This is a genomic window from Pseudomonas sp. GW823-FHT02C02, from assembly GCF_058797635.1.
Genome location: NZ_JBXAJV010000004.1, coordinates 181,394 through 195,648, shown reverse-complemented (window position 1 = coordinate 195,648; position 14,255 = coordinate 181,394). Strand labels below are relative to the sequence as shown.

11 protein-coding genes and 2 pseudogenes are annotated in these 14,255 nt (G+C 59.9%); 4 read left to right on the top strand and 9 right to left on the bottom strand.

The genetic code is table 11. From position 1 onward, the window contains the following. Positions 1-8: 8 nt before the first annotated feature. Genes AC1ROI_RS08580 through AC1ROI_RS08570 form a run of 3 tightly spaced genes read right to left on the bottom strand, consistent with a single transcriptional unit; the run spans position 9 to position 1,760 of the window. Positions 9-269 (bottom strand): phosphopantetheine-binding protein, encoded by a 261-nt coding sequence (locus tag AC1ROI_RS08580; RefSeq protein ID WP_008149626.1) that lies wholly within the window; start codon positions 267-269, stop codon positions 9-11. Further along, on the bottom strand, positions 250-1,059 hold the full coding sequence (locus tag AC1ROI_RS08575; RefSeq protein WP_010464361.1) for a lysophospholipid acyltransferase family protein: 810 nt from the start codon (positions 1,057-1,059) through the stop codon (positions 250-252). The genes AC1ROI_RS08580 and AC1ROI_RS08575 overlap by 20 nt, the downstream gene beginning before the upstream one ends. Next, positions 1,035-1,760, bottom strand: a complete 726-nt coding sequence (locus AC1ROI_RS08570) for a beta-ketoacyl synthase chain length factor (RefSeq protein WP_077747631.1) — start codon at positions 1,758-1,760, stop codon at positions 1,035-1,037. The genes AC1ROI_RS08575 and AC1ROI_RS08570 overlap by 25 nt, the downstream gene beginning before the upstream one ends. Before the next feature lie 357 nt (positions 1,761-2,117). On the opposite strand from AC1ROI_RS08570, the gene AC1ROI_RS08565 reads away from it, so the two are divergent. Next, on the top strand, positions 2,118-2,888 hold the full coding sequence (locus AC1ROI_RS08565; RefSeq protein WP_010464357.1) for a ParA family protein: 771 nt from the start codon (positions 2,118-2,120) through the stop codon (positions 2,886-2,888). A gap of 126 nt (positions 2,889-3,014) precedes the next feature. On the opposite strand, the gene trxC is transcribed toward AC1ROI_RS08565, so the two are convergent. The 6 genes and pseudogenes from trxC to AC1ROI_RS08535 all read right to left on the bottom strand — a co-directional run. Further along, a complete protein-coding gene (gene trxC, locus AC1ROI_RS08560) occupies positions 3,015-3,449 on the bottom strand; it encodes a thioredoxin TrxC (RefSeq protein WP_010464355.1) in 435 nt (144 codons plus the stop codon). A 270-nt stretch (positions 3,450-3,719) separates the two neighbouring features. After that, a complete protein-coding gene (gene selO / locus AC1ROI_RS08555; protein ID WP_102593637.1) occupies positions 3,720-5,183 on the bottom strand; it encodes a protein adenylyltransferase SelO in 1,464 nt (487 codons plus the stop codon). Between the two features lie 48 nt (positions 5,184-5,231). Then, positions 5,232-8,582: a mechanosensitive channel MscK gene (mscK, locus tag AC1ROI_RS08550; RefSeq protein ID WP_077747633.1), complete on the bottom strand. Its 3,351-nt coding sequence runs from the start codon at positions 8,580-8,582 to the stop codon at positions 5,232-5,234. A gap of 34 nt (positions 8,583-8,616) precedes the next feature. Further along, a complete protein-coding gene (locus AC1ROI_RS08545) occupies positions 8,617-10,359 on the bottom strand; it encodes a potassium/proton antiporter (protein ID WP_010464348.1) in 1,743 nt (580 codons plus the stop codon). Positions 10,360-10,645: 286 nt separating this feature from the next. After that, on the bottom strand, positions 10,646-11,701 hold the full coding sequence (locus AC1ROI_RS08540) for a methyl-accepting chemotaxis protein (protein WP_425335202.1): 1,056 nt from the start codon (positions 11,699-11,701) through the stop codon (positions 10,646-10,648). A 63-nt stretch (positions 11,702-11,764) separates the two neighbouring features. Then, positions 11,765-12,256, bottom strand: a pseudogene (locus tag AC1ROI_RS08535) (MCP four helix bundle domain-containing protein); the annotation flags it as partial. A 289-nt stretch (positions 12,257-12,545) separates the two neighbouring features. Between AC1ROI_RS08535 and AC1ROI_RS08530 the strand changes: the two are divergent. The 3 genes and pseudogenes from AC1ROI_RS08530 to AC1ROI_RS08520 form a co-directional block, all read left to right on the top strand. Further along, positions 12,546-12,776, top strand: coding sequence for a hypothetical protein (locus AC1ROI_RS08530; RefSeq protein ID WP_010464345.1), 231 nt, complete (start codon positions 12,546-12,548; stop codon positions 12,774-12,776). Next, positions 12,773-13,075, top strand: a complete 303-nt coding sequence (locus tag AC1ROI_RS08525) for a cell division protein ZapA (RefSeq protein ID WP_010464343.1) — start codon at positions 12,773-12,775, stop codon at positions 13,073-13,075. Before AC1ROI_RS08530 ends, AC1ROI_RS08525 begins: the two co-directional genes overlap by 4 nt. Positions 13,076-13,175: 100 nt before the next feature. After that, positions 13,176-14,249: pseudogene (locus AC1ROI_RS08520) on the top strand (HAMP domain-containing protein); the annotation flags it as partial. Positions 14,250-14,255: the final 6 nt, after the last annotated feature.

Genomic DNA, 14,255 nt, shown 5'->3' with positions numbered 1-14,255 from the left:
GTCCGGTCTCAAGCTGCCTGTTTTGCGGTGACGAACGCCGCAAGGCTCGCCACGTTGCTGAAGTGATTGCGGGTGTCCTTGGCGTCGGCGTCGATTTTGATGCCGTACTTTTTCTGGATGGCCAGGCCGAGTTCCAGGGCGTCTACCGAATCCAGGCCCAGGCCTTCGCCGAACAGCGTCTGGTCATCGCCGATGTCTTGTGCGCTGATGTCTTCAAGGCCCAGGGCGTCGATGATCAGTTCTTTGATTTCACGGTGTAGATCGCTCATCTTCGGCGAGCTCCTTAATAAAGTAAGAGTGCAAATAATCGTTGAGCTTGCGCGAAGCCTGAGGTGCAGGGCCACATGAAGCAAAGGCTTGTGGGTCTATATCGGCCCCGACACGGAAACTGAAGTGCACGCGACGTTTCGGGATGCGATACCAGGGTTCGGCCTTGGTCAATGTGGTCGGACTGACCTTAATAATCACCGGGGTCAGGATTCTCGCACCGCGCAGGGCGATTGCCGCGCCCCCCCGATGAAAGGCTGGCGGTTCGCCCGGCTGGGTGCGTGTGCCTTCGGGAAAGATGATCAGCGTCTGACCGCTTTTCAGTGCGTCAGCCGCGGCGTCGAGCATGTCCATGCTGCCGTCGTTGCTGATGTAGTCGGTACGGCGTAGCGGGCCGCGGGTGAACGGGTTCTCCCAGAGGCTGTTTTTGACCACGCAGTTGGCGTGACGCACCAGGCCGATCAGAAATACCACGTCGATCAGCGACGGGTGATTGGCCATGATCATCTGGCCCGGGCGACCGAGTTTTTCCGCGCCCTGGATGTCGTAAGTCAGTACCCCGGTACGGGCCATGAACCGGACGAAAAACCAAAAGCAGCGACTGACGGTTTGCCGTGCCCGTAACCGATGGGTCTGCGCATCGCCGGGCAGGCAGCCCAGCAACGGGAACACCACCAGCCGCAGGCACAGCCCGCCCAACCCGAACAGGGTGAAGCTTGCGGCAGTCGCCAGCAGACGCCAGTAATAGGCGTCGCGGTTTTTTTCGCTTACAGGTTGCGTTGCCAGGTCCATACACGATTTTTCCAGGCATGTTGGCAGGTAGTCTGCTGGCCGAGTAGGGTACGCAAGAGATTCAGGGCATGGGGCCAGTGGGCGTTGGACAACGTATCTGAAGTGCTGTTCAGGGACAGCTGCCAGTCGGTACCCGGTGTCAGCAATAGGCCAACTGCATAGGGGAACGGCACGTCGTCGATCCAGGCCGAGTAGGCTTCGGGCGGTATTTCTTCAGTGACGATCAGCAGCACGGCAGGCGCGCCTTCGGAAAGTAGCGCCGCGGCCTCTAGCATGCCGTTTTCAAGGCCGTCACCCGCGGCGGCAAGGGCGGTCATCTCGCTGGTTTCACCGCGCATGATCGACCACAGGCCAATGACCGCGTTGTGCACCGACAAGCTGAATTGAGTTGGCGACAAGGGTTGCCCGGCTGCCAGATCACTCAGGATCTCGAAGGTACGGGGTGTTTCGCCATGACGGGAAATAAAGACCAGCGGTAGGTCTTGGCGACCATCGGCCAGGGGCCAGCCGACGCTGAACGCCATCCGCGCCAGGCGACTGAGCCGTCGGCGCTGCATAGCGGGCAGAAAAGACACGTCGGGGGCGGCATCGCTGCTCTGAAGCACGACCGGTTGTCGGCTCCAGGCCTGCCAATCGTCCACGCTTTCGAGCCCAGGGGCCCACGCGCGCCATTGGGCGATGTTGAAATTGATCACAGCCATTCATCCCGCCCCTGCGGGCTTTCTTGACACGGCGAATCGCAAAAAAAAGCGAACGGCCATACGTGGCGCTTAGCGCCGAGTGGCGCGCATTATCCCGTTGCGACGGGCGTGTAGCAAATGATGGTTACATTTTGCTCAGTGAAACGTACTGGTTGGTCCGTGAAAAAGCTGTCGTTTGGCCATTATCCACATCGGGGTGGGCATGTCTGTCAGCACTGTCGGTAATCAGTGGCGGGGTTGGCGGCTTTTTTTATAAGAGATTGCCGCTGACTGTGTAGTCCCCATGCCGGCGAGGTAGCTAAGCAGTGTCGTGGACTACTACACTCGGTCATTCTTTGATACACGGAGGTTTTTGACATGCGGCGCGTGGTGTTCAATCAGAAAGGTGGCGTGGGCAAATCCAGCATTGCCTGCAATCTGGCGGCGGTCAGTGCCAGCGAGGGTTATCGCACCCTGTTGGTGGATCTCGATGCCCAGGCCAACTCCACTCAGTACCTGACAGGCCTTACCGGGGATGACATCCCGATGGGCATCGCCGACTTCTTCAAGCAGACCCTGTCCTCTGGACCGTTCTCGAAGAAAAACAAGGTCGACATCTACGAAACGCCGTTCGAAAACCTCCATGTCATTACCGCGACCGCCGAGTTGGCTGACCTGCAGCCCAAACTTGAGGCCAAACACAAGATTAACAAGCTGCGCAAACTGCTTGAGGAACTGGGGGAAGATTACGACCGCATCTACCTTGATACCCCGCCTGCGCTGAACTTCTATGCGGTATCGGCATTGATCGCCGCTGACCGGGTGCTGATCCCCTTCGATTGCGACAGCTTCTCGCGCCAGGCGCTGTACGGTCTGCTGGCGGAAATCGAAGAGTTGAAGGACGACCACAACGAAGGCCTGGAGGTTGAAGGCATCGTGGTCAATCAGTTCCAGGCCCGTGCCAGCCTGCCGCAGCAAATTCTCGACGAGCTGATCGCCGAAGGATTGCCGGTGCTGCCGGTGTACCTGACCAGCTCGGTGCGCATGCGCGAATCCCACCAGGCCAATACGCCGCTGATTCACCTCGACCCACGGCACAAGTTGACGCAGCAATTCGTCGAGCTGCACAACCTGCTCGAAAACGCCTGACAGTCCCCTGTAGGAGCGAGGCTTGCCCGCGAAGAGGACATAACATTCAACACTACAGTTGACTGCCAGATCGTCTTCGCGGGCAAGCCTCGCTCCTACAGTTGCGGGGTGATGACGAGGTCTCGTTCAGATCCCTTGGCTACGCAACCAGCTCATCAACTGCGGTAACGGAAACGCCCCGCTCTGACGCGCCACTTCCCGGCCGTTCTTGAACAGGATCAGACTCGGAATCGAGCGAATCCCCAACTGCGCCGACAATTGCTGATTCGCCTCGCTGTCCAGCTTGGCCAGCCGACACTTACCCGCCAATTGCCCTGCCGCCTGCTCGAACACCGGCGCAAACGACTTGCACGGCCCACACCACTGCGCCCACACGTCCACCAGCAGCGGCAGATCACCCTTGATCTGACTGGCGTAATCGCCTTGCTTCAATTCGAACGGCTTGCTCAGCAGGACCTGGGCCTTGCAGCGGCCGCACTTTGGATGGTCGTTGAGGCGTTCGGCGGGGATGCGGTTGAGGCCGTTGCAGTGGGGGCAGGGGATGAGGAGTGGGTCGGTCATGGTCGGAGCTCTGAATGTCTGGGCTGTCTAAAACTGATTTGGAGTCGCACGCTACGTTTATCAAGACAACACAACCGGGCAGGCACGGTGATGCTCACATATTCGGGAGAAACAAACGGTGTCGCGGTTTGTAATCAGGTACGTAGTTTTGATATTGAGCAGCGTGTGCGCGACGGCTCAGCCAGGTTCATTGCGCGACTTGATGACGTTACGATGGCAGACATCGTTGCTCGCGTCGTCAGTGCCATTGATCCCCTGGACTGACCAACATCACGACGAACAACTGATCTCCAAATGCTTCCCCCACTCCGGCGGCCGTTCGGCATAGCTTTCCATCCCCGCTTGCTCGTCGAACGGATTACTCAGCACCGTATGCAGTCGCCGAACCTCTGAATAGTCGCCGCTCTCTGCCGCATCGATGGCTTTCTGCGCCAGATAGTTGCGCAGGATGTACAACGGATTGACCGCGTGCATCCGCTTGCGCCGCTGCTCCTGATCTATCTCGCCTTCGCGGGCAACCCGGGCGACATACAGCTCGGCCCAGGCATCGAAGCCTTTGATGTCGACGAAGTCATCGCGCAAGCGGGCGACGGAAAGTTCCGGTGATTCATCCCCCAGGCGACGGAAGAACAAGGTGTAATCGACGCCGCTGTTCTGCATCAGTTGCAGCAGGTGTTCCAGCAGTTTCTGGTCATCGTCTTCAGCGGTGGTGAGGCCGAGGCGGCGGCGCATCAGGTCCAGGTAGTGGGCCTGGTACAGCGGCAGGTACAGGCCAAGGGTTTCGCGCAGGGCGTCGACGCTGATGAACGGCGTCAGTGCCTGGGCGAGGGCGCTGAGGTTCCACTGGCCGATCGGCACCTGGTTGCTGAAGGAATACCGGCCCTGATCATCCGAGTGATTGCAGATGAAATGGGCGTCGAAGTCGTCGAGAAAGGCGAACGGTCCGAAGTCGAAGGTGATGCCAAGGATCGACATGTTGTCGGTGTTCATCACGCCGTGGCAGAAGCCATACGCCTGCCATTTGGCGATCAGCTCGGCATTGCGTTCGACGATTTCGCGGAACATCGCCAGATACGGTTCCGGTTGTTCCAGGCACTCGGGGAAATGCATGGCCAATACGTGCTCGCCGAGTTCTTTCTGCTTCTCGGGGCGTTTGGTGTAGTAGAAATATTCGAAATGCCCGAAGCGCACATGGCTCGGCGCCAGGCGCAGGACCATGGCCGCGCGTTCCTGCTTCTCGCGCCACACCGGGGTGTCGGAGCCGATCACGCACAGGGCGCGGGTAGTCGGGATGCTCAGTGCATTCAGTGCTTCGGAGGCGAGAAACTCGCGGATCGACGAGCGCAGTACCGCGCGTCCATCGCCCATGCGCGAAAAGGGTGTCTGACCGGCGCCCTTGAGGTGCAGGTCCCAGTGTTCGCCGGCCTCGTTGTAGACCTCGCCCAGCAACAAACCGCGACCGTCGCCCAGCTGCGGGTTGTAGGAACCGAACTGATGCCCGGAATAAACCATCGCTCGAGGCACCGCGTCGGCCCAGAGCTTGTGGCCGCTGAACAGCTCGGCGAACTCCCGGGTGTCGGCCACGGCCGGGTCGAGGTCGAGCAACGCCATGGCTGCTGGGCTGGCCACCACCAGGCGCGGGTTGTCGATGGGCTCGGGCAGCACATGGGCGGAAAACGTATCGCCCAGGCGGGCGAAGCGATTATCGAAGGTCAGTTCGTCGAGAGGTTTCAACGGCCATCTCCAGCAGAATGTCCGAGCATTCTGCTAGGGATAGGGCCGTTAGTCGAGTTTGGTGGGCGGCGGCTCTTGCGGCGCCTTGCTATCCACCAGCGGCGCGATGGTTTTGGACTCGGGATCGATCGGCACCATTTTGTATTCCTGGCCTTGAAGGTTCTTGAGGTAAACCTCCATCTGCCGGAACGAGATGTTGATGTGCTGCTTCTTGAACTCGCGATTGATGAAGCGGTTGACCTCGTCCAGCACCGGGTTGCGGTCACCGAGGTCACGCACGTGCATGCGCAACTCGTGGTCGAGGGTGCTTTCGCCGAAATTCAGGAAGTACACGTGGGGTTCCGGGTCTTTCAGGACCCGCGGGTTATCGCGCGCGGCTTTGAGCAGCAGCTCTTTCACCAAGTCCAGGTCTGAACCGTAATCGACGCCGAGCTTGAGGGTCACCCGGGTAATGGTGTCGGTCAGGGACCAGTTGATCAGTTGCCCGGTGATGAACGTCTTGTTCGGGACAATGATGTCCTTGCGGTCGAAGTCGGTGATGGTTGTGGCGCGGATACGGATCTTGCTGACCGTGCCCGACAGGTTGCCGATGGTGATGGTGTCGCCGATCCGCACCGGGCGTTCGAACAGAATCATGATGCCGGAGATGAAGTTGGCGAAGATCTCCTGCATGCCAAAGCCGAGGCCGACCGACAACGCCGCCACTAGCCATTGCAACTTGTCCCAGCTCACGCCGAGGGTGGACAGGGTCGAGACGAAACCGATGCCGGCGATCGCATAGGAGAGCAACGTGGTCGTGGCATAGGCGCTGCCCTGCGCCAGGTTCAACTTCGACAGCACCAGCACTTCCAGCAGCCCCGGCAAGTTGCGCGCCAGAGCGAATGTGATGCCGATGATGATCACCGCGCCGAGCATGTCGCCGATGCTGATCGGCACCATACTCATATTGGCGCCGGTGCCGCTGGTGTATTCGTAGAGGGTGACGTTGTCCAGGTACGAAAACACCGAGATCAGATCGGACCAGACCCAATACAGCGCCGCGATGAAACCGCCCAGCAGTGCCAGGCGAATCAGGCGCAGGGACTGTTCGTTGACCTTCTCGATGTCCAGCGTCGGCTCTTCGATCACCGCTTCGCCGTCGCCGGCCTCTTTCGCCGCCTGGCGTTTGGCCAGGGCGCGTTGGTAGGCCAGGCGTCGTGCCGCCACGCTGAGGCCACGAACGAACGTGGCTTCGATCACCAGCCAGAACATCAGCAGGTAAAGGGTGTTGATCAACCGGTCGCTGAGCTTCAGCGCGGTGTAGTAGTAGCCGAAGCACACCGCCACGAACAATGCCACGGGCAGGATGGTAAACAGGACCCCGACTGCTTTGCGGAACAGCGAAGCGTTCTGGTGCGTCGGGCTGCTGACCAGCAGGCGGCTGAGCAGCCAGGCCATCAAGGCGTAGCAGGTCAGCACCACGGGCATGCCGAGCACGTCATCCGCCAGCGTCGAGGGTTGCAGTTCGGCAACCGCCACCACGGCGACCAATGCCATCACCACCAACCCGAGTCGGCGGACCCAGCCCTGAAGGAATTCGACCTGGGGCTTTTCCCAGCGGAAATGCAGTTCAGCCACGCCGCCTGGCGCGAGAATCCGGTAAGCGGTGTAGAACACCAGCCAGGCCTGGGCCATTTGCAGCAGCGCCGCGCCCATGTTGGCGTTCTGCCCGCGGGCGTCGATCTGCAGGGCCAGGCCGCACAAGGCCAGGCCCAGCGAGACCGGCATCGCCAACAGAATATTGATCAAGATGGCCTGCGGCGTGTGCCATTGGCTGTCACGCTTGAAGTGGCCGATGTCCTGGTGAACTTTGCTCAGTCGGGCGTACAGGCTTTTACGCCGCCACAGCAGGGCGCCGATCAGCAACACCAGTGGCAGGAACAACAACGGCCGCTGGATCAGGCCATCGCTCAATTCGCTCAGGCTGGAAGCCCACGGCAGCGTGGTGACCTGCCGTTGCAAACGCTCCGGTACGCCGTGCATCCATTCCAGATCCAGCGGCTTGTTGCTGGGGATCCAGAACATCTGCTCATCGAGCGTCGCCCGCAGGCTTTGCGTGGTACTGAGCAGTTGCTTCTGGTTGAGTTGCAGGGTGATGGATTGGTTGAGCACCGCGCTCAGTTCGCGGTTGAGGCGCTCCAGCAGGTCTGCGCGGGTGGTGGCCAGCTCCAGCAGGCTCTTGCGCAGCTGCGGGGTGACTTGCTCCGGCGGTTGGGTCGCCAACAGATTGTCAACGTAGGTTGCCGGGTTGTTGAGCAGCTCCCGTTGCTGGCTGACTTCAAATTGAAACAGGCGAATGTCGGCGATCTGGTCAGCGAGGTCGCGGTCGAGCTTGAGGCGCGGCAGGGCCGCCTTCTGTTTGTAGAGAATCTTGGAGAGCAGCAGGCTGCCCTTGAGTACGCTGATCTGCTCGTCCAGGGCCGAATCGCTTTGGGTCACGCTGTCCAGTTGCTGCTTGGTTTGCAGGTTTTGCTGGGTGATTGCGTTGAGGCGGTCGGTGTTTTTGAGCAGGTAGTCAGAGAGTTTCAGGTTCGCCGCGCTTTCGGTGGCCAGCAAGCTGCTGCTGCCGGATTTCTGCGCTTCGATGGATTGTTGGGTGACGGCCTCTTGGGAGTGGGCCAGGCGCTTCTGGTTGATCAGGGTCTGCAACTCCTGGATTTCCTGATCCAGGCGATCGGTTTTTTCCGTGAGCAAATCATGCTGGCTGTTGCCCAGGTCCTGCAACTGGCTGTTACCGGCCAGTTCCTCGCGGCGCAGCGGGATCAAGGCATTCAGTGCCGCAAGCTCGGCGTTGAGCTGGTCACGCTGTTCGCCGCTCAAGGCTTTGCCGTTGTCTTTGCCGGCCTTGAGAATGTTGTTGATCTGCTGGATGCGCGTCTGGCTGGTGGAAATTTCAGCCTGGGCGCGCTCGGGTCGTGTCTGGGCGGTAATCACCAGACTGTTGGCGTCGGCCAGTGCTTTCTGCAGATCGCTTTGCTGGGTCGAGCGCTCGGTGAGCACTTGCTCGAGCTGCTGGACCGACTGGTTGGCGTAGCGCTGCGCAACTGGCTGTGCCTTGCTGGCTTTCAGCCGCGCCAATTCCCGCTGGTTCTCGATGTTCTGCTTGGGAGCGGTGGCCAGTTGCTGCTTCAGATCGATCAATTTCTGATCGTAATCGCGCTTGTTATTGAGCTGAGTCAGCGTGTTTTGCAGGATACCCTGCAACGCTTTTTGATCCGCTTCCGGCAGTTTGCGATCGGCGATCTTGTCCAGACTCGCCTGCACGGCTTCGCTGGTCGGCGGTCCAGCCGCTTGCAACGTACCGACAGAAAGACTCAAGCCCAACAGGGCCATGATGAAAAAAGTGCGCAGGGTTGGCATAGAGACCGATCGAAAACGAGACGAAGGTTGGAGTTTAGAGGAACAAGCCCGGGCCGGGGCGACTTCCTTCGGGGAATCTGACGCCCACTTTGCCGATCTTGTTCCCTTCCATGACCGCAACGGTCCAGATGGTGTTGTTCCACTCCACCTGGTCACCGACGACGGGAGCACCGCCGACTTTCTGGGCAATGAATCGGCCCAGGGACATGTCTGGATCAATGCCTTCGACTTTCAACCCGTACAGCGCCGCAACCGCGGCCAGCTGGGCGTCTCCTTCGAGCACGAAGTCGCCGAAGAAGCGCAAATCGAGGCCGCGCTGCGGTGCCTGACTGAAGAGCTTTCCGAGGGCTGGAAGGTTGTGCTCATGGCCGATAACGCACAGCAAATCATCGACTTCGAGCACCGTACTACCCGACGGATGGAGCAGTTGCTGACCACGAAACAGAGCGGCGATACGCGTGCCGTCGGGCATTTTCAGCTCGCGAAGGGGCGAACCGATGCACCATTTCTCGGCGCCGAGGCGATAAACGAACAACTCCCACTCGCTGGTAACGTGCACTTCCAGCGCTGCGCGCGAGATCGGTGCCGGCTCCGGCGGAACGGTCACTTTCAAAAGTTTCGCCACCCACGGCAGGCTCGTGCCCTGCACCAGCAGCGACACCAGCACGATAAAGAAGGCAAGGTTGAAGTAGAGCTGGGCATCCGGTAGGCCGGCCATCAGCGGGAACACCGCCAGAATGATCGGGACCGCGCCGCGTAGGCCGACCCAGGAAATAAACGCCTTCTCGCGGCCATGGAACGCCTTGAACGGCAGCAGGCCGACCAGCACCGACAGCGGCCGTGCAAACAGAATCATCCACAGCGCCAGACCCAGCGCGGGCAGGGCGATCGGCAACAGGTCATGCGGCGTCACCAGCAGCCCCAGCACCAGGAACATGCCGATCTGTGCCAACCAGGCCATGCCATCGAGCATGTGGAGAATGCCGTGGCGGCTGCGCACCGGACGATTGCCGATCACCAGGCCGCAGAGGTAAACCGCCAGGAAGCCACTGCCGTGCAGGGCGTTGGTCAGGGCGAAGACGGCCAGGCCGCCGGCAATCACCAGAATCGGGTAGAGGCCGTTGGCGAGGTTGATCCGGTTGACCAATTGCAGCATGACCCAGCCACCGCCGAGGCCAATCACGGCCCCGATGCCGAATTCACGCACGAAATGCCCGAGCAGGCTCCAATGCAGGCCCGTCTGGCCGCTGGCGAGCATGTCGATCAGGGTGACGGTGAGAAACACCGCCATCGGGTCGTTGCTGCCGGATTCGATTTCGAGGCTGGCAGTCACCCGTTCGTTCAGGCCTTTACCGCCCAGCAGCGAGAACACTGCCGCGGCGTCGGTCGAGCCGACGATGGCACCGATCAGCAAACCCTGGATCATGTTCAGGTTGAACAGCCAGGCGGCGGCCATGCCGGTCAGCGCGGTGGTGATCAACACCCCGACCGTGGCCAGCGACAACGCCGGCCACAACGCCACGCGAAAGCTGGATACGCGGGTGCGCAAGCCACCATCGAGCAGGATCACCGCGAGGGCGAGGTTGCCGACCAGATAAGCCGTGGGGTAGTTATCAAAGATAATGCCACCGCCGTCGACGCCGGCGGCCATGCCCACGGCGAGGATGATCACCAGAATCGGGATGCCGAGGCGCGAGGAAAGTGAGCTCACCAGAATGCTCGCACCTACCAGCAACGCGCCGATCAAGAACAGGCTGTTGATGGTCGTCGCATTCAAAGGCAGTACTCCAGAAAGCTGAAAGGCGGGCACAAACTGACCATGCAGTCTGCGTGCCAGCGATTCTAACCTGTTGAAATGTGATGCTGTCAAAAAGCTTTTGCAGCAGCGACAACGTCACCCGGATTGAGCTTGATCCCTGTGGCGAGGGAGCTTGCTCCCGTTGGATCGCGCAGCGACCCCGAAGAGGCGGCGCGGTGAATCAGATTCAATGCGCAGGCCGATTGGCGACTGCTTCGCAGCCGAACGGGAGCAAGCTCCCTCGCCACAGAGAAGGTGTCGGCGGTTAGAGGCTAAACCGCCCAACCATGTTGTTCAGGTCCAGCGCCAATCGCGACAACTCATTGCTCGCCGCACTTGTCTGATTCGCCCCGGTCGCCGATTGCACCGACAAATCACGGATATTCACCAGGTTGCGATCCACTTCACGGGCGACCTGCGCCTGTTCTTCGGCCGCGCTGGCAATTACCAGGTTGCGCTCGTTGATCTCGACAATGGCACTGTTGATCGTATCCAGCGAAAGACCTGCACCGCGGGCGATGTTCAAGGTCGATTCAGCACGTTCGGTGCTGTTGCGCATCGAGTTCACCGCATGTTCGGTGCCGCTCTGAATGCTGCCGATCATGCGTTCGATCTCGCTGGTCGACTGCTGAGTGCGATGCGCCAGTGCACGCACCTCATCCGCCACCACTGCGAAGCCACGTCCGGCTTCACCGGCACGCGCGGCTTCAATCGCTGCGTTCAACGCCAGCAGGTTGGTCTGGTCAGCCAGGCCGCGGATCACGTCCAGCACCTTGCCGATGTCACGGGACTCGTTGGCCAGATCACCAATCAAGGTCGCGGTGCTCTGCACATCGGCACTCATGCGTTCGATGGCGCTGACGGTTTCCTGCACCAGGTCGCGGCCGTCACCGGCCGAGGTGGTGGCGTTCTTCGAGGCTTCGGACGTGCTCACGGCGTTGCGCGCGACTTCTTCCACGGCGCTGGTCATTTCATTGACAGCGGTGGCGGCCTGTTCGATTTCGTTGTTCTGCTGGGTCAGGCCACGGGCGCTTTCGTCGGTGACGCTGTTCAGTTCTTCAGCGGCGGACGCCAGTTGCGTGGCCGAGCCGGAAATCCGCTGCAGGGTGTCGCGCAGCTTTTCCTGCATCTTCGACATGGCCAGCAGCAAGCGGCCGGCTTCGTCATCGCCATCGACATGAATCGGGCGAGTCAGGTTGCCTTCGGCGATTTCTTCGGCCGCGCTCAAGGCGTTGGCAATCGGTTTGGTGATGCTGTTGGTCAGGAGCCAGGCGAACAGCAAGGTCAGGCCGCTGGCAATGACCAACAAGGTGATGACCAGGTTGAGCGACGTTGAATACTGTTCGCCGGCCCGGGTGTCGGTGACTTCGATCTGTTGCGTATTGATTTCGAGCAACTTGGCCAGTGCCGCGTTGACGGCCTCGGAGTTGGAGAGCAATTCGCTATTGAGCATTGTGCGCAGTTCATCGACCTGATTGTTGCGCGAGAGGGTCTTCATGCGGTCTTCAAGTTGGCGGTATTGCGCCAGCAACTGCACGTACTGATCGTAGGCGGCACGCTCTTGCGGGCCCTCGATCAGCGGTTCGTAGACTTTCTGCGCGTCACGAATCTGCTGATTACGCAGATCGAACAGCTCGAAGGTTTTCTGCTGCACGTCTGGTTCGCGGTTCACCAGCAAGCGGTAGGACAGCACCCGCAGGCGCAGGGTCAGTTGAGTGAATTCGTCCAGGCTTTTGATGCTCGGCACGCTCATGGAGGCAATGTCTTCGCCGGCGCCGCGAATCTTGCTCATCTGGTTCAAGGCAAACACCCCCAGAACCAGCATCAAACCGCCAATCAGGGCGAAACCGAGGAACGCCCGCGGTGCGATATTCATATTACGAAGGGACATGGTGTTTACCAAAGTGAGCGCACCCGTGCGGCGCTGAAGCTGACGTATGGGTGACTTATCGGTCATACGACTAAAGTCTTGAGGGCCTGCGCGTTTTTGTCGCACAACCGCTCCGGCGACGAAGTGCAGGAACCAGATCCGCCAATCACAGTCTTTAAAGCTCGCGAGGAAGGTCGCCCGCCAGGAAAATCAAGGCCTTGCGTCCCAATAACCCTGGCATCGGTGGTGACTTTTCTTTATCGTACGCGCCCTTTGAAATGCTTGGAAAATCAAAATGTTGGAAGCATCCCTTAGTCAATTGGAACAGCTGGTCAGCGACCTGGTGCAACAGAACCAGACCCTGCTCGCCACCAACCAGACCCTGAGCACAGAACTGGCCCAGGCCAAGGATGAAAACGAAAGTCTGCAACTGAACCTGATGGAACAGGAAGAGAAACAAGGCGCCACCGCTGCACGCATCCAGGCCCTGGTTGAGCGCGTCAGCGCCGGCCCGGTCAGCGCATGAATCACGGCGCCGCAGGGGTAAAAGTCGTCTCGATCCTGGGGGAGGACTATTCGATCAAGGCGCCGGCCGGGGAAGAGCAAACCCTGCTGGACGCCGCGATGATGTTGAAAGCTGCCTTGGCTGACACCAAAAGGAAGTACCCGACGCTGATCGGTGACCGACTGCTGGTATTGGCTGCGATGAATCTGTGTTCCCAGCAGATCGAAATGCAAAAGCAGCACAAGCAGGAACTCGACCGTTACCAAGAGCAAGTCAGCGCCACGGTTGAAGTGATCTCCAAGACGATCAATCAGGCCTGATCGGCTTTGCGCACAACCAAAGAATAGATTGTCGGTTTAGTTGTATACAATCGGCACGGCTGTTGCAGTGTTTCAGCCTCTTATTCTTTGGGGGTGCTCCATGCAGTTCTGGCGACGCAGTATTCAATGGCAGTTGATCCTCAGCATGGGCACCGCCCTGCTGGTCAGCATCCTGATCGTGGTTGGCATTTATACCCTCGTGGTCAACCGTCTCGCCCAGAGCTATCTGGTCGAACAGGCGCTGCCGTCCAGTATCGAAGCGATGCGCAACGACATCGAACGAATCCTCGTTCAACCGCTCACCGCCGCCAAGGACATCGCCAGCAACAGCATGGTGCGCGACTGGTTGGCCGGGGGTGAAAACAGTGCCCAGACCGCCGCGTTCGTCCAGTATCTGGAAGGCATCCGGGCCGAACACAAAGCCTTTACCGCGCTGATCGTCGGCACGGCTTCAAACCATTACTTCACTGAAAAAGGCTTGGACCGGACCCTCAGTCGTACCAACCCCAAGGACGCCTGGTTCTACGCGTTCCTCGACAGTAACCAGCCACGCACCCTCAATATCGACAATGACACCGCGACCGGAGAATTGGCGCTGTTCATCGACCTCAAGGTCGAGCAGGCCGGTAAAGTCGTGGGCGTTGCCGGACTTGGGTTGAGCATGAAAGAGCTGTCGGAGCTGATTCACAATTTCAACTTCGGTGAGCGCGGCAAGGTCTATCTCGTGCGTTCCGACGGTTTGATCCAGGTTCACCCTGAAGCGCAGTTCAGCGGCAAGCGCACGCTGGCCGAGCAAATCGGCGCACCCTCCGCACAATCGGTCATGGGTCAAAAAGTTGCCACCAACAGCAGCTTTGTCCGCGATGGCGAAGATTATCTGGCGTTGAGCCTGCCGTTGCGGGATCTGGGCTGGACCCTGGTGGCCGAAGTGCCACAGTCGCAGATCTACGCCGAAGCCCGTCGCGCCATGTGGATGAGCAGCGGCATTGGTCTGGCGGTGGCGCTGGTGTGTCTGTTGCTGGTGGTATTACTGGCCCGTGGCCTGGTGCGACCGATCCGTCAGGTAACAGCGGCGCTGGTGGCCATTGGTAGCGGTGGTGGAGATTTGACCCACCGGTTAGATTCCAGCCGCGCCGATGAACTGGGTGACCTGGCGCGAGGCTTTAATCGATTCCTCGAC